General features: G+C 59.8%; 14 protein-coding genes. 10 read left to right on the top strand and 4 right to left on the bottom strand.

Annotation, left to right across the window (positions count from 1 at the left end; all coding sequences use genetic code 11):
• Positions 1 to 20 precede the first annotated feature (20 nt).
• On the top strand, positions 21 to 1,616 hold the full coding sequence (locus ABH909_RS23725; RefSeq protein ID WP_429437746.1) for a beta (1-6) glucans synthase: 1,596 nt from the start codon (positions 21 to 23) through the stop codon (positions 1,614 to 1,616).
• Between the two features lie 113 nt (positions 1,617 to 1,729).
• Here the strand turns inward: ABH909_RS23725 and ABH909_RS23730 are convergent, their stop codons facing one another.
• Positions 1,730 to 2,098, bottom strand: a complete 369-nt coding sequence (locus ABH909_RS23730; RefSeq protein ID WP_429437749.1) for a hypothetical protein — start codon at positions 2,096 to 2,098, stop codon at positions 1,730 to 1,732.
• A 224-nt stretch (positions 2,099 to 2,322) separates the two neighbouring features.
• On the opposite strand from ABH909_RS23730, the gene ABH909_RS23735 reads away from it, so the two are divergent.
• Together ABH909_RS23735 and ABH909_RS23740 are read left to right on the top strand one after the other, a co-directional pair.
• A complete protein-coding gene (locus ABH909_RS23735; protein WP_429437751.1) occupies positions 2,323 to 3,621 on the top strand; it encodes a serine/threonine protein kinase in 1,299 nt (432 codons plus the stop codon).
• Positions 3,614 to 4,402: an MlaA family lipoprotein gene (locus ABH909_RS23740; RefSeq protein ID WP_429437753.1), complete on the top strand. Its 789-nt coding sequence runs from the start codon at positions 3,614 to 3,616 to the stop codon at positions 4,400 to 4,402. The genes ABH909_RS23735 and ABH909_RS23740 overlap by 8 nt, the downstream gene beginning before the upstream one ends.
• A 136-nt stretch (positions 4,403 to 4,538) precedes the next feature.
• Here the strand turns inward: ABH909_RS23740 and ABH909_RS23745 are convergent, their stop codons facing one another.
• A complete protein-coding gene (locus ABH909_RS23745) occupies positions 4,539 to 5,453 on the bottom strand; it encodes a DUF808 domain-containing protein (RefSeq protein WP_429437756.1) in 915 nt (304 codons plus the stop codon).
• A gap of 134 nt (positions 5,454 to 5,587) precedes the next feature.
• Between ABH909_RS23745 and ABH909_RS23750 the strand changes: the two genes are divergently transcribed.
• On the top strand, positions 5,588 to 6,193 hold the full coding sequence (locus ABH909_RS23750; RefSeq protein WP_429437758.1) for a TetR/AcrR family transcriptional regulator: 606 nt from the start codon (positions 5,588 to 5,590) through the stop codon (positions 6,191 to 6,193).
• Positions 6,194 to 6,322: 129 nt separating this feature from the next.
• Here ABH909_RS23750 and ABH909_RS23755 read toward each other — a convergent pair whose 3' ends face one another.
• Both ABH909_RS23755 and ABH909_RS23760 read right to left on the bottom strand, forming a co-directional pair.
• On the bottom strand, positions 6,323 to 6,781 hold the full coding sequence (locus tag ABH909_RS23755) for an REP-associated tyrosine transposase (RefSeq protein ID WP_429437761.1): 459 nt from the start codon (positions 6,779 to 6,781) through the stop codon (positions 6,323 to 6,325).
• A 213-nt stretch (positions 6,782 to 6,994) separates the two neighbouring features.
• The gene (locus tag ABH909_RS23760; RefSeq protein ID WP_429437764.1) at positions 6,995 to 7,435 is read right to left on the bottom strand and encodes a GlcG/HbpS family heme-binding protein; all 441 of its coding nucleotides are present in this window, start codon (positions 7,433 to 7,435) and stop codon (positions 6,995 to 6,997) included.
• A gap of 266 nt (positions 7,436 to 7,701) precedes the next feature.
• Here ABH909_RS23760 and gcl point away from each other — a divergent pair, with 266 nt between their 5' ends.
• The 6 genes from gcl to ABH909_RS23790 all read left to right on the top strand — a co-directional run bounded on the left by gcl (position 7,702) and on the right by ABH909_RS23790 (position 15,429).
• The gene (gcl, locus tag ABH909_RS23765; RefSeq protein ID WP_007894263.1) at positions 7,702 to 9,477 is read left to right on the top strand and encodes a glyoxylate carboligase; all 1,776 of its coding nucleotides are present in this window, start codon (positions 7,702 to 7,704) and stop codon (positions 9,475 to 9,477) included.
• A 148-nt stretch (positions 9,478 to 9,625) separates the two neighbouring features.
• Positions 9,626 to 10,408 carry a hydroxypyruvate isomerase gene (hyi, locus tag ABH909_RS23770; protein WP_429437766.1) on the top strand — a complete coding sequence of 261 codons (783 nt, stop codon included), beginning with the start codon at positions 9,626 to 9,628 and terminating at the stop codon, positions 10,406 to 10,408.
• A 159-nt stretch (positions 10,409 to 10,567) separates the two neighbouring features.
• A complete protein-coding gene (locus tag ABH909_RS23775; protein WP_429437769.1) occupies positions 10,568 to 11,458 on the top strand; it encodes a 2-hydroxy-3-oxopropionate reductase in 891 nt (296 codons plus the stop codon).
• A gap of 174 nt (positions 11,459 to 11,632) precedes the next feature.
• Complete coding sequence (locus ABH909_RS23780) at positions 11,633 to 12,913, top strand: glycerate kinase type-2 family protein (protein ID WP_429437772.1); 1,281 nt, start codon at positions 11,633 to 11,635, stop codon at positions 12,911 to 12,913.
• Positions 12,903 to 14,318 carry a pyruvate kinase gene (pyk, locus tag ABH909_RS23785; RefSeq protein WP_429437774.1) on the top strand — a complete coding sequence of 472 codons (1,416 nt, stop codon included), beginning with the start codon at positions 12,903 to 12,905 and terminating at the stop codon, positions 14,316 to 14,318. The genes ABH909_RS23780 and pyk overlap by 11 nt, the downstream gene beginning before the upstream one ends.
• Positions 14,319 to 14,514: 196 nt before the next feature.
• Positions 14,515 to 15,429 (top strand): urea transporter, encoded by a 915-nt coding sequence (locus tag ABH909_RS23790; RefSeq protein WP_429437777.1) that lies wholly within the window; start codon positions 14,515 to 14,517, stop codon positions 15,427 to 15,429.
• The last annotated feature ends 18 nt before the right edge of the window (positions 15,430 to 15,447 follow it).

Here is a 15,447-nt window from a genome sequence, read left to right on the forward strand (position 1 = left end):
GGCCACCAAGCGCGGAACAAATGCAGGTAACATGCGCGGCTTTGTTCCCAGACGGCCTGACCATGCCCGCGACATCCCGCTTTCCTTTTTTTGCTTATTTATTTGCCTGCCTGCTGGGGCTTTTTGCCCTCGGTGGCTTCTGGTATGGACTCGGCAAACCGGTGATCCTGCCGGACGTGGCCAGCGCGACGCACAAGCTTCAATGTGCCTCCTACACCCCGTTCGACAAAGACCAATCGCCGTTCGATGTACCGTTCAAACTGCGCCCCGAGCGCATGGACGCCGACCTCGCACTGCTGGCAACCCGCTTCGAATGCATCCGCACCTATTCCATGACCGGCCTGGAAGCCCTGCCTGACCTTGCACGCAAGCACGGCTTGAAGCTAATGATCGGCGCCTGGGTCAACAGCAACCCGGTGGACACCGCCAAAGAGGTCGACCTGCTGATCGCCTCGGCCAATGCCAACGCCGATGTAGTGACCTCAGTGATCGTAGGTAATGAAACCCTGCTGCGCAAGGAAGTCACCGGCGCCCAATTGGCGACGCTGATTAACAAGGTCAAAAGCCAGGTCAAACAACCGGTGACCTACGCCGACGTCTGGGAGTTCTGGCTCCAGCATCCCGAAATCGCTCCGGCGGTGGATTTCCTGACCATCCATTTGCTGCCGTACTGGGAAGACGATCCGTCGAACATCGACGCCGCGCTGCAGCATGTGGCCGAAGTGCGTCAGGTGTTCGGCAACAAATTTGCGCCCAAAGACGTGATGATTGGCGAAACCGGTTGGCCGAGCGAAGGCCGTCAGCGCGAAACCGCTTTGCCGAGCCGGGTCAACGAAGCCAAGTTCATTCGCAGCTTTGTGATCATGGCCGAACAGCAAGGCTGGCATTACAACCTGATCGAGGCATTCGACCAGCCCTGGAAACGCGCCAGCGAAGGTGCGGTCGGGGGTTATTGGGGATTGTTCGACGCCGATCGTCAGGATAAGGGCGTACTCGCCGGGCCAGTCTCGAACGTGCCGTACTGGTCGCAATGGCTGGCGGTGGGTGGCTTGATCTTCATCGGCACGCTGTTTCTCGGTGGTCGCGTCCGCAGCACCCGCGCGGCGCTGGTGCTGCCGCTGCTCGGCGCGCTGGCGGCCTGTTCGATGGGTGCCTGGGGTGATCTGGCGCGAGTGACCACACGGTTTGCCAGTGAATGGCTATGGGTCGCTTTGCTGACGGGGTTGAATCTGTTGGTGCTGGCCCATGCTGCGCTGACTTTGAGTGCTCGGACCGGCTGGCGTGGACGCGCCTTCAATGCACTGGAGCGTCGCGCCGGCTGGTGGCTGGCAGCGGCAGGTTTTGCTGCGGCGGTGATGATGCTGGAACTGGTGTTCGATCCGCGTTATCGCAGCTTTCCGAGTGTCGCGTTCATCGTGCCGGCGTTGGTGTACCTGTGCCGTCCGGTCAATGTGCCGCGCCGGGAAATTGCACTGCTGACCTTCATCATCGGCGCCGGCATTGCGCCGCAGTTGTATCAAGAAGGCTTGCAGAACCAGCAGGCTTGGGGGTGGGCGCTGGTGAGTGTGTTGATGGTGGCGGCGTTGTGGCGCAGCTTGCGGGTTCGCAAAGGATAATCTTCAGCGCGTCTACCGACCTCTTCGCGAGCAAGCCCGCTCCCACATTCGACCGCATCTAGCATGAGAACGCGGTTATATGTGGGAGCGGGCTTGCCCGCGAAGACTGTCCATCAGGCGCTACGAGACGCCCGGACCAGACGCAATGCAGCAATCACCACCGCAAACACCGCCAATGTGGTGTTGTACAACGCCAGCGCCGGAAACCCGAACACCAGTGCCAGCACCGCCAGCCACCACCCCGCTCGCCCTGGCAGAACAAAACCAATCACGGCGGCAGCCAATGCTACCCAGCCCAGTACCTTGAAATGAATCATCAGCCCCAGGTTCGAACGAACCTGGCATTCCCAGCGACTGGCCTCATCCACGCAGATGCCAACCCATTGCGCATCCTCCATGAAGCCATAACGCGCGCCATAACTGGCAGCCAGCCACAATGGCAGAAAAACGAGCAACAGGATCACAGGCAAACGGCGGGACATGAAGCACTCCAATAAACGAAATCGGCGGCCAGCTTAATCCCCCATCCGCGGTAAGCAAGTGACATCAACAGATAACTGTTCATCAAATGGCTGCAAAGTGTATCGTCCAGCTACCATTGCTCCGAAATCAGGCCTGTTTGGTGCCGATGCATGGCACTTTGACGCACATCCGATGGTCATAGCCTGCGAACTTCATCCGGCACCTTCCTCTAAGGGATCTAGTCATGCTCCGTTCCTTGCGCTGCGCCGCCCTGTTTGGCGGCTTGATTTTAAGTGCGTCCGCCCTGGCGGCCGACATTGATGCCGCCAGTTACGGCTACCCCCTGACCAACCCATTCGAGGCGACTATCGCCACGACACCGCCGGAGTTACGACCGGAACTGCCGCTGGACGACGACATCAATCAGGAAGATCGCAGCGTCACGTTGCGCCCCGAGCGTGAGTTCAGCCTGCCGGACAACTTCTGGCCGGTAAAGAAACTCACCTACCGCATCGCCACACAGGACCAACCCGCACCCCTGATCTTCCTGATCTCCGGCACAGGTGCACGCTATGACAGCACTCTCAACGAGTACCTGAAAAAGCTTTACTACAAGGCCGGCTATCACGTGGTCCAGTTGTCGTCGCCCACCAGCTTCGATTTCATGACCGCCGCCTCGCGCTTCGCCACCCCCGGCGTGACCAAGGACGATGCCGAAGACATGTACCGGGTGATGCAGGCCGTGCGGGCGCAAAATCCGAAACTGCCGATCACCGAGTATTACCTGAGCGGCTACAGCCTCGGTGCCCTGGATGCGGCTTTTGTGGCGCACCTGGATGAAACCCGCCGCAGTTTCAATTTCAAGAAAGTCTTGCTACTCAACCCACCGGTCAACCTTTACACCTCGGTCACCAACCTGGACAAGCTGGTACAGACAGAGGTGAAAGGCATCAACAACACCACCACTTTCTATGAACTGGTGCTGGACAAACTGACCCGCTACTTCCAGCAGAAGGGTTACATCGACCTCAACGATGCCCTGCTCTACGACTTCCAGCAGTCCAAGCAGCACTTGAGCAACGAGCAGATGGCCATGCTGATTGGCACTTCGTTCCGTTTCTCGGCGGCCGATATCGCCTTCACCTCGGACCTGATCAACCGTCGCGGCCTGATCACGCCACCGAAATACCCAATCACCGAAGGCACCACCCTCACGCCATTCCTCAAACGCGCGCTGCAATGCGACTTCGACTGCTACCTCACCGAGCAGGTCATCCCGATGTGGCGTGCCCGCACCGATGGCGGCAGCCTGCTGCAACTGATTGATCAAGTCAGTCTGTATGCACTCAAGGATTATCTGCACGACAGCCCGAAAATCTCCGTCATGCACAACGCTGACGATGTGATCCTCGGCCCTGGCGATCTGGGGTTTCTGCGCCGCACCTTCGGCGACCGTTTGACTGTTTATCCATTGGGCGGCCATTGCGGCAACCTCAACTATCGCGTCAACAGCGATGCCATGCTGGAGTTTTTCCGTGGCTAAATACCTTCTGCTGATCGCAGCGTTACTCTGTGCAGGCGTCGCCAACGCCGACAACAGCAAAGCCAATGCCCCTGTGGTGGTCGATAGTGACGGCTTCAAGCAACCGCTGAGCAAACTCAAATTCAACCCGGGACTGGATCAGCGCGAGTTCGAACGTTCGACGCTCAACGCATTGAACGTCTACGACCCGCTGGAAGAATGGAACCGTCGCGTCTACCACTTCAATTACCGTTTCGATCAATGGGTGTTCCTGCCCGTGGTCAACGGCTATCGCTATATCACCCCAAGCTTCCTGCGCACCGGCGTCAGCAACTTCTTCAACAACGTCGGCGATGTGCCGAACCTGGCGAACAGCTTGCTGCAATTCAAGGGACAGCGTTCGATGGAAACCACCGCGCGCCTGCTGCTCAACACCACCATCGGTGTCGCTGGCCTGTGGGATCCCGCTACCGCCATGGGACTGCCGCGCCAGAGCGAAGACTTCGGTCAGACATTGGGCTTCTACGGCGTACCGGGCGGCGCCTACTTCGTGCTGCCGATCCTCGGTCCGTCGAATCTGCGTGATACTGCAGGCCTGGTGGTGGATTACACCGGCGAATCGGCGATCAACTTCCTGAACGTAGCCGAAGTCAGCTCCAACCATCCGGAAGTCCTGGCACTGCGCATCATCGACAGGCGCTATCAGAACAGCTTCCGCTACGGTCAGCTGAACACGCCGTTCGAATATGAAAAAGTGCGTTACGTGTACACCGAATCGCGCAAGCTGCAGGTTGCCGAGTAATTTCGTCGACATCACCACAAAACAACTGTGGGAGCGGGCTTGCTCGCGAAGGCGGTATAACAGTCAACATTGATGCTGAATGTTATTACCTCTTCGCGAGCAAGCCCGCTCCCACACTTGATCGTATTGCCAGGCTTCAACCTTTGACTGCTTTCCAGGTCTTGCTCACCGCCATCACTCCCACCAAAACCGCCGCACCGGCAATAATCCCTGCCACGGCATTGAGCAACGTCGGCACGATAAACCCGCCACCGCCAGCACTCGCGCTGACACTCTCGATCCAGTGATGAACCACCGGCACGCCATGGGTCAGAATCCCGCCGCCGACCAAAAACATTGCCGCGGTGCCGATCACCGACAGGCTTTTCATCATGTACGGCGCTGCACGCAGAATTCCGCCGCCAATGCTCTTGGCCATCTGCCCGGGCTTGAGGGCCAGCCACTGACCGAGGTCGTCGAGTTTGACGATGCCGGCCACCAGGCCGTAAACGCCAATGGTCATGACGATGGCAATGCCCGAGAGCACGATCACTTGCAAGGTCAGCGAAGCGTCAGCCACAGTGCCCAGGGTGATGGCGATGATTTCTGCCGAGAGAATGAAGTCGGTACGGATCGCCCCCTTGATCTTGTCCTTTTCGAACGCCACCAGATCGACCGCCGGGTTGGCCACGGCCTCGACCAGTTCTGCGTGTTCGGCCTGATCTTCAGCTTTGCTGTGCAGGAATTTGTGCGCGAGTTTCTCGAAGCCTTCAAAGCACAGGTAAGCGCCACCGACCATCAACAATGGCGTGACCAGCCACGGAATGAACGCACTGATGGCCAAGGCCGAGGGCACCAGGATCAGTTTGTTGAGGAACGAACCCTTGGCCACCGCCCACACCACCGGGATTTCCCGCTCGGCACGCACGCCGGAAACCTGCTGGGCGTTGAGCGCCAGATCGTCGCCAAGCACGCCGGCGGTCTTCTTCGCGGCCATTTTGGTCATCAACGCCACATCGTCCAGTACGGTGGCGATGTCGTCGATCAGCACCAGCAAACTGCTTCCCGCCATGAATCAGGTTTCCTTCTTGAATGAATGGTGCGCAGCATAGCGCGACCCGAGGCCAGACGGGGCATTCTTGAGCGCCGCGCGAGGCCGGTGCTACCATGCGCAACCGCCAGAACAGGCAAGGAACTCCTTGGTTTATGAGCACCATCCGCGAGCGCAACAAAGAACTGATCCTGCGTGCCGCCAGTGAAGAATTTGCCGACAAGGGCTTCGCTGCGACCAAAACCAGTGACATCGCGGCCAAGGCCGGGCTCCCCAAGCCTAACGTCTACTACTACTTCAAATCCAAGGAAAATCTCTACCGCGAGGTCCTGGAAAGCATCATCGAGCCAATCCTGCAGGCCTCGACGCCGTTCAACGCCGATGGCGTGCCCAGCGAAGTGCTGAGCGGCTACATTCGCTCGAAAATCCGCATCTCCCGTGACCTGCCCTTCGCCTCCAAAGTGTTCGCCAGCGAAATCATGCACGGCGCCCCGCACCTGAGCTCCGACCTGGTCGAGCAGCTCAATGGCCAGGCCAGGCACAACATCGACTGCATCCAGACCTGGATCGACCGCGGCCAGATCGCCCCGATCGACCCTAACCACCTGATGTTCAGCATCTGGGCCGCGACCCAGACCTATGCCGACTTTGATTGGCAGATCTCTGCGGTTACCGGTAAAGCCAAGCTGGATGAGGCCGACTATGAAGCGGCGGCGCAGACAATTATCCGGTTGGTGCTTAAGGGGTGTGAGCTGGACTGATAGACCGCGGTGCGGCTTCGCGAGCAAGCCCGCTCCCACAATGGATCTACTGCGTACACAAAATCTGTGAACAACCGAGATCAACTGTGGGAGCGGGCTTGCTCGCGAATGGGGCAACTCGGTCCCACATCAAACCCAGACAGCATCCCACAACGGATAGTCGCCAAGCTTTTCAATCAGCCCCGCCCGCAATGGGTTCGCGACAACATATCGAGCGAGCTTCACCAAATCCTCCTCTCGCCGCAATGCATGATCATGAAAACTCTGCTGCCAAAGGCTGCCTACCCTGCCAGCCGCCGCATTGATCGATCGAGTACTCAACGATTTGGTCTGACACATCAGTTGTCCCAGCGATCCTCTTTGTAGCTGGATTAACCAGTGAAAATGGTCAGGCATGACCACAAAGGCCAAGGAGTCGGCAAAACCCTGATCCTGTGCTTGCTTGAATTGATGTACGACCATCCTGCCCAAGGTGTAATCCTTGAAAACAGGCTGCCGCCCAAGGGTATTGGCCGTCAGTAGGTAGATGCGGTTTTGCTCTGCGTAACGACCAATGCGCAGGCGATGTGATGCTGACAGTTCAGGCATTCCTTTGCCCCTTCATGGATGAAATCCTGAAAAGGTTAGATCAGCGAATATCGGATAGTGGGACAGACTTTTAGCTGGATGTGTCTGGTACATCGCCTTCGCGAGCAAGCCCGCTCCCACCGTTGATCTGCGGTGTTCACACAATTTGTGTCCACCGACGATCAGTGTGGGAGCGGGCTTGCTCGCGAAGGCGGTAGATCAGTCACCCAATAATCAAGTCGTCACCCCCGCATCCGCCCTCAATCCCAGCCCCTCAATCGCCCTGATCGCACACTGCTCATCCACATCAGACAAATCACCGCTGATGCCCACCGCCCCCAACACAGTCCCGTCCTGATCCCGAATCAACACGCCGCCCGGTACCGGGACGGCGCTGCCCTGCCCCAGGCTATTCAGCGCGGCGAAGAAGGCCGGGCGTTGTTGGGCGTCCTGGGCCAGCAGGCGTGAGCCCTTGCCCAGGGCGATCGCGCCCCAGGCTTTGCCGATGGCGATCTGCGGGCGTAACAGGCTGGCCCCATCTTCGCGTTGCAGCGTTATCAAGTGCCCGCCGGCGTCCAGCACGGCAACGGTCAAGGGCGCGGCAGAGATTGCGCGGCCTGCGCAGATGGCCTGGTTGGCCAGATTGACTGCGACGTTCAAGGTTAAAGCGCTCATGGTGCCGTCCTCATTTTGTTATTGGGAAAGCCGTTGGATTGCTTTCTGTTGCGCAATCCGATGCAACAAATAGAACACAATGAATTATTTTTTTGTATACAATAATTCTCGAAAAGCGCCGCATGCGACGAAAAGCCACAGTCCTTCGGGCTTCCGACGAATGAAACAGCTGCTTGAGAAAATGGATTGACCTGCGCCGTCCGCCGTGAATACACTCTGCGCAAAGCCACTTGTATACAATTACAAAACGTAAGAGGCACAAAATAATGAGCAAAATGAGAGCAATCGAAGCCGCCGTTCTGGTGATGCGCCGTGAAGGGGTTGATACCGCTTTTGGCATCCCGGGCGCCGCGATCAACCCGCTGTACTCCGCCTTGCAAAAGGTCGGTGGCATCGATCACGTCCTCGCTCGCCACGTTGAAGGCGCCTCGCACATGGCCGAGGGCTATACCCGCACTAAGGCCGGCAATATCGGCGTGTGCATCGGCACCTCCGGCCCGGCCGGTACCGACATGGTCACCGGGCTCTACAGCGCCTCGGCCGACTCGATCCCGATCCTGTGCATCACCGGCCAGGCACCCCGGGCCCGGATGCACAAGGAAGACTTCCAGGCCGTCGATATCACCAGCATAGTCAAGCCGGTCACCAAGTGGTCGACCACCGTCATGGAGCCGGGCCAGGTGCCTTACGCGTTCCAGAAAGCCTTCTATGAAATGCGCTCCGGCCGCCCAGGCCCCGTGCTGATCGACTTGCCATTCGACGTGCAGATGGCTGAAATCGAATTCGACATCGACGCCTATGAACCGCTGCCGCTGGCCAAGCCCACCGCTAATCGCGTGCAGATCGAGAAAGCTCTGGCCATGCTCGATCAGGCTGAACGTCCATTGCTGGTCGCCGGTGGCGGCATCATCAATGCCGACGCCAGCGAGTTGCTGGTGGAGTTCGCTGAGCTGACTGGCATTCCAGTGATCCCGACCCTGATGGGCTGGGGCACCATCCCGGACGATCACCCGCTGATGGTGGGCATGGTCGGTCTGCAAACCTCGCACCGTTACGGCAACGCCACAATGCTGAAGTCGGACGTGGTACTGGGCGTCGGTAACCGTTGGGCCAACCGTCACACCGGTTCGGTCGATGTTTACACCGAAGGCCGCAAATTCATTCATGTCGACATCGAACCGACCCAGATCGGCCGCGTATTCACTCCAGATCTGGGCATCGTGTCCGACGCCGCAGCCGCGTTGACTGTGTTCATCGAAGTCGCCCGCGAATGGCAAGCCGCCGGCAAGCTGAAAAACCGCAGCGCCTGGCTGCAAGACTGCCAGCAACGCAAAGCCAGCCTGCAGCGCAAGACTCACTTCGACAACGTACCGGTCAAGCCGCAACGGGTTTACGAAGAGATGAACCAAGTGTTCGGCAAGGACACCTGCTATGTCAGCACCATCGGTCTGTCGCAGATTGCCGGCGCGCAGTTCCTGCACGTCTACAAGCCACGTCACTGGATCAACTGCGGCCAGGCCGGCCCGCTGGGCTGGACCATTCCGGCCGCACTCGGCGTGGTCAAGGCTGATCCGACCCGTAAGGTTGTGGCGCTCTCGGGCGACTACGATTTCCAGTTCATGATCGAGGAACTGGCGGTGGGCGCGCAGTTCAAGCTGCCGTATATCCACGTGGTCGTGAACAACTCGTACCTGGGGCTGATCCGTCAGGCTCAGCGCGGTTTCGATATGGATTACTGCGTGCAGTTGTCTTTCGACAACCTCAACGCGCCGGAACTCAACGGTTACGGTGTCGACCATGTCGCGGTCGCCGAAGGCCTGGGTTGCAAGGCACTGCGGGTGTTCGAACCGGCTCAGATCCAGCCTGCCTTGCGCAAGGCTCAGGAACTGATCGAGGAGTTCAAGGTGCCGGTGATCGTCGAAATCATTCTGGAGCGCGTGACCAACATTTCCATGGGCACCGAGATCAACGCCGTCAACGAATTCGAAGACCTGGCGCTGGTCGGCAACGATGCGCCAACGGCGATTTCGCTGCTCGATTAACTGCTGATCGTTCCCAGTGTGGGAGCGGGCTTGCTCGCGAAGGCGACGGCACAGTCAACATTGATGTCGCCTGATACACCGCTTTCGCGAGCAAGCCCGCTCCCACAGGGATCTGGGAACGATGACCACATCTACACGGGAGACCACCATGCCGCGTTTCGCAGCCAACCTGTCCATGCTGTTCACAGAGCAGGATTTTCTTGCCCGTTTCGACGCTGCCGCCAAGGCCGGCTTCAGTGGTGTCGAATACCTGTTTCCCTACGATTTCAGCTCCGCCGAAATCAAGGCCAGGCTCGATGCCAATGGCTTGACCCAGGTGCTGTTCAACCTGCCGGCCGGTGACTGGGCCAAGGGCGAGCGCGGTATCGCGTGCCTGCCGGATCGGATCGAAGAATTTCGCGCCGGTGTCGATCTGGCCATCGCTTACGCCAAAGTGCTGGGCAACACCCAGGTCAACTGCCTGGCCGGTATTCGTCCACAAGGTGTCGACGATGCCACCGTGGAAAAGACCTTCGTTGCCAACCTCAAATACGCGGCCGACAAGCTGCAAGCGGCGGGCATCAAACTGGTGATGGAAGCGATCAACACCCGCGACATCCCAGGCTTCTATCTGAACAACACGGCGCAAGCCCTATCGATTCGCGAACAAGTCGGCAGCGCCAACCTGTTCCTGCAATACGACATCTATCACATGCAAATCATGGAGGGCGACCTGGCTCGCACCATGGCCGCGCATTTGGGCGAGATCAATCACATCCAGTTGGCCGACAACCCAGGGCGCAACGAACCGGGGACCGGTGAAATCAATTACCGCTTCCTGTTCGAACACCTGGACCGCATCGGTTATCAGGGTTGGGTTGGCTGCGAATACAAGCCGCTGACCACCACTGAAGCGGGCTTGGACTGGTTGAAAACCCATAACGCGATTTGACTGATCAGCACAAAACACTGTGGGAGCGGGCTTGCTCGCGAAGAGGCCCTGACATTCAACATCTATGTTGACTGATCCACCGCTTTCGCGAGCAAGCCCGCTCCCACCAAAAGCTTTCTCCCATTTGCTTGAGCAACATAAAAACAAGAGGATTTTCTCATGGCTAAAATCGGATTTATCGGCACCGGCATCATGGGCCACCCAATGGCGTTGAACCTGCAGAAAGCCGGTCACAGCCTGTTCCTGTCGGCGCATCACGACCCGGCACCTGCCGACCTGGTGGCCGCTGGCGCCGTCGCCCTGGCCAACCCGAAAGAAGTAGCCCAGGAAGCCGAGTTCATCATTGTCATGGTCCCGGATACCCCGCAGGTCGATGACGTACTGTTCCGCGCCGACGGCGTTGCGGCAGGCGTGAGCAAGGGCAAAGTGGTGATCGACATGAGCTCGATCTCGCCGACCGCCACCAAAGCCTTCGCTGCGAAAATTAACGAGAAAGGCGCGCAGTACCTCGACGCGCCGGTGTCCGGTGGTGAAGTCGGGGCCAAGGCTGCGACCCTGAGCATCATGGTCGGTGGCGATGCCGATGCGTTCGAACGCGCCCTACCGCTGTTCCAGGCCATGGGCAAGAACATCACCCTGGTGGGCGGCAACGGCGACGGTCAAACCGCGAAAGTGGCTAATCAGATCATCGTCGCGTTGAACATCCAGGCGGTGGCCGAAGCGTTGCTGTTCGCCTCGAAAAACGGTGCCGATCCGGCCAAGGTGCGCGAAGCGCTGATGGGAGGTTTCGCCTCGTCGAAGATTCTTGAAGTTCACGGCGAACGCATGATCAAGGGCACCTTCGAGCCGGGCTTCCGCATCAGCCTGCACCAGAAGGACCTGAACCTGGCCCTGGCCGGCGCTCGCGAATTGGGTATCAACCTGCCGAACACCGCCAATACCCAGCAAGTGTTCAGCACCTGCGCGGCCATCGGTGGTAGCAACTGGGACCACTCGGCGCTGATCAAGGGCCTGGAACACATGGCGAATTTCTCGATTCGAGATAAATAACACCGATCTGAAACTGGCTAGGTTCCTGTGGGAGCTGGCTTGCCTGCGATGCCATCGACTCGGTCTACCTGAAAGACCGCGTTGCCTGAATCGCAGGCAAGCCAGCTCCCACAGGACCGCGTCCCAATACTTGCTTTCGCCTTCCTCCAATAACAAGAATTCCGGGAGCCCGCCATGTCGGCCGATCCGCAACAATTGCTGCGCGAGCTGTTTGCCACAGCCATCGACGCGGCCCATCCGCAGCACATCCTCGAAGCACATTTGCCCAAAGATCGCAGCGGTCGGGTGATCGTCATCGGCGCGGGTAAAGCCGCAGCGGCCATGGCCCAGGTGGTCGAGGGTTGCTGGCAGGGCGAAGTGTCCGGCCTGGTGGTGACTCGTTATGGTCACGGCGCCCCGTGCGAAAAAATCGAAGTGGTCGAAGCCGCGCACCCGGTGCCGGATGCGGCGGGGTTGGCTGTGGCGAAACGGGTGCTGGAACTGGTCAGCGACCTGAGCGAAGACGACCGCGTGATCTTCTTGCTCTCGGGCGGTGGCTCTGCCCTCCTCGCCTTGCCCGCCGCCGGCATCACCCTCGCCGACAAACAGTCGATCAACAAAGCCCTGCTCAAATCCGGCGCGACCATCGTCGAGATGAATTGCGTGCGCAAGCACCTCTCGGCCATCAAGGGCGGTCGTCTGGGCAAAGCCTGCTGGCCGGCCTCGGTTTATACCTATGCGATTTCCGATGTACCGGGCGACCTGGCCACGGTCATCGCGTCCGGCCCCACCGTGGCCGACCCGAGCACCTCGGCCGAAGCACTGGCGATCCTCAAGCGTTATGGCATCGAAGTCCCGGCCTCGGTGCGTAACTGGCTGCAAAGCCCGGAATCGGAAACGGTCAAACCCGGCGATCCGAGCCTGGCCCGCAATCATTTCCAGTTGATCGCCCGCCCACAGCAATCGCTCGAAGCGGCAGCGGTGAAAGCCCGCCAGGCCGGTTTCAGTCCGTTGATTCTCGGCGATCTGGAAGGTGAATCCCGGGACGTGGCGAAGGTCCATGCCGGCATTGCGCGGCAGATTGTCCAGCACGGCCAGCCGCTGGCCGCGCCCTGCGTGATTCTGTCCGGCGGCGAAACCACCGTCACCGTGCGCGGCAATGGCCGTGGCGGGCGTAACGCCGAATTCCTGCTGAGCCTGACCGACAGCCTCAAAGGCCTGCCCGGCGTCTACGCGCTGGCGGGTGACACCGACGGCATCGACGGCTCCGAAGACAACGCCGGCGCCATCATGACCCCAGGCAGTTACGCCCGCGCCGCCGCCCTCGGTCTGAGCGCAAGTGATGAACTGGACAACAACAATGGCTACGGCTATTTCGCCGCGCTAGAGGCGCTGATCGTCACCGAGCCGACCCGCACCAACGTTAACGATTTCCGCGCCATCCTGATTCTCGAGAGCCCTGAACATGACGCCTGATAAGAAGGTCAAAATCCTCGCCACCCTTGGCCCGGCCACTAACGGAATCGACGACATCCGTGAACTGGTGCAGGCCGGGGTCAATATCTTTCGCCTGAACTTCAGCCACGGCGATCACGCCGATCATGCACAGCGCTATCAATGGATTCGTGAAGTCGAGCGCCAGCTGAATTACCCGTTGGGGATTCTGATGGACCTGCAAGGCCCGAAATTGCGGGTCGGCAAATTCGCCCAAGGCAAAGTGCAGCTGCATCGCGGTCAGGCCTTGCGTCTGGACCTGGACCCGACGCCGGGCGATGAGCGCCGGGTCAACTTGCCTCACCCGGAAATCATTGCAGCCTTGGAACCAGGCATGGACCTGCTGCTGGACGACGGCAAGCTGCGCCTGCGGGTGGTGACCAAATACACCGACGCCATCGACACTACGGTGCTCAATGGCGGTGAGCTGTCGGATCGCAAAGGCGTCAACGTGCCGCAAGCGGTGCTGGATCTGAGCCCGTTGACCGCCAAGGATCGTCGCGACTTGAGCTTCGGTCTGGAGCTGGGGGTGGATTGGGTCGCGCTGTCGTTCGTGCAACACCCGCAAGACATCCGCGAAGCCCGCGCACTGATCGGCGACAAGGCGTTTTTGATGGCGAAGATCGAGAAGCCATCGGCCGTGACTCAACTGCGGGAAATCGCCGAATTGAGCGATGCGATCATGGTCGCTCGCGGTGACCTGGGGGTGGAAGTGCCGGCCGAGAGCGTGCCGCAGATTCAGAAGAACATCATCAGCACTTGCCGCCAACTCGGCAAACCGGTGGTGGTGGCGACGCAGATGCTGGAGTCGATGCGCTTCTCCCCGGCCCCGACCCGCGCCGAAGTCACCGACGTCGCCAACGCGGTGGCCGAAGGCGCGGACGCGGTGATGCTGTCGGCGGAAACCGCGTCCGGCGAGTATCCGCTGGAAGCGGTGCAGATGATGAGCAAGATCATCCGTCAGGTGGAAAACGGCCCGGACTATCAAGCCCAACTGGACGTGAGCCGACCGAAAGCCGAGGCCACGGTGTCGGACGCGATCAGCTGCGCAATCCGCCGCATCAGCAACGTGCTGCCGGTGGCGGTGCTGGTGAATTACAGCGAGTCCGGCACATCGAGCCTGCGGGCGGCGCGGGAACGGCCGACGGTGCCGATCCTCAACCTGACGCCGAATCTGCAAACCGCGCGACGCTTGACGGTGGCGTGGGGCGTGCATTCGGTGGTCAACGATCGGCTACGCCAGGTGGATGAAGTGTGCTCGACGGCATTGGAGATTGCCCAGGCACAGGGCATGGCTCAACGCGGCGATACGTTGTTGATCACCGCGGGAGTGCCGTTTGGGCAGCCGGGGTCGACCAACTCACTGCGCATTGAGACGTTGATTTAAAGAACTACTCCTGTACCCCTGTGGCGAGGGAGCTTGCTCCCCCTCGGCTGCGAAGCAGTCGTCGCTTTGGCATGACGGTTTCAACAGAAAGACCGCATTGCTGATTTCAGGGCTGCTCCGCAACCCAGCGGGAGCAAGCTCCCTCGCCACAGTTTTTGTGCAAGACCCTGGATTTTCTCTGCCCTAGACCCCACCCATGCCTGCCCACCACTTCAACACCCACTGCCACGACTGGGCCACTGCCCTGCTCAATGGCTTCAGCCAAATCTTTCTCCAGCGTCATCCGCTGTGCGGTCTTCTGTGTCTGTTGGCGATTCTGTTCAGCGCTCCGGCCCTGCTCGGCGGTGCGTTGCTGGGAGGGGTCGCCGGGTTGCTCACCGCGCAGCGTCGCGGGTACACCAAGGCGGATCGTCAGGCCGGGCTGTTCAGTTACAACGGTATTCTGCTCGGTCTGCTGCTGAGCCTTTACTTCCCGTGGTCAGCGTTATTGCCGCCGCTGATCATTGCTGCTGGCGGCCTGAGTGCGATGCTCACCCAGCAATGGCTCAAGCATTCGCGCGATCATGACTGCCTTCCCGCCTACACCGCGCCCTTCGTCGGGATAAGCTGGTTGCTGCTGTCGTTTGCCGCTCCCCAGCAACCCGCGCCGCTGATCGAAATGACCACACTCAACTTGCTCGCCGCGTCATTGAAAGGGCTCGGTCAGGTGTTGTTTCTTGGTCATCCGCTGGCCGGTGCTCTGATTGCCGCGGGTTTGCTGATCGCTGACCGTCGTGCCTTCCTGTGGGCGCTGCTCGGCTCCGCTGCCGGCCTCGGTTTCGCCCTTCTGCATCATGAAACAGCAACCGCGCTGCTGGGTTTGAGCGGTTACAACGCCGTGCTCGCCGCCCTCGCCTTCAGCCAAAATCGTCGCAAGCCTTGGCTGCCATTGTTGGGAATCCTGCTGGTGGTGTTGTTCACGCCGGGGTTCGCCACATTGGGGCTGGCAACGCTGACGGCGCCCTTCATCCTCGCCTGCTGGCTGATTCGCGCAGGCATTCGGGTACTGCGTCAGGCCACCATGGACAGCGCGCCTTGCGCTACCGGGGAGAATCGACCTAGGCTTCGTTGATTCCTGGTTCAGGCGTTT

Origin of the sequence: Pseudomonas sp. BS3782 TE3695, assembly GCF_050435305.1 — a bacterium.
Classification (GTDB): Bacteria; Pseudomonadota; Gammaproteobacteria; order Pseudomonadales; family Pseudomonadaceae; genus Aquipseudomonas.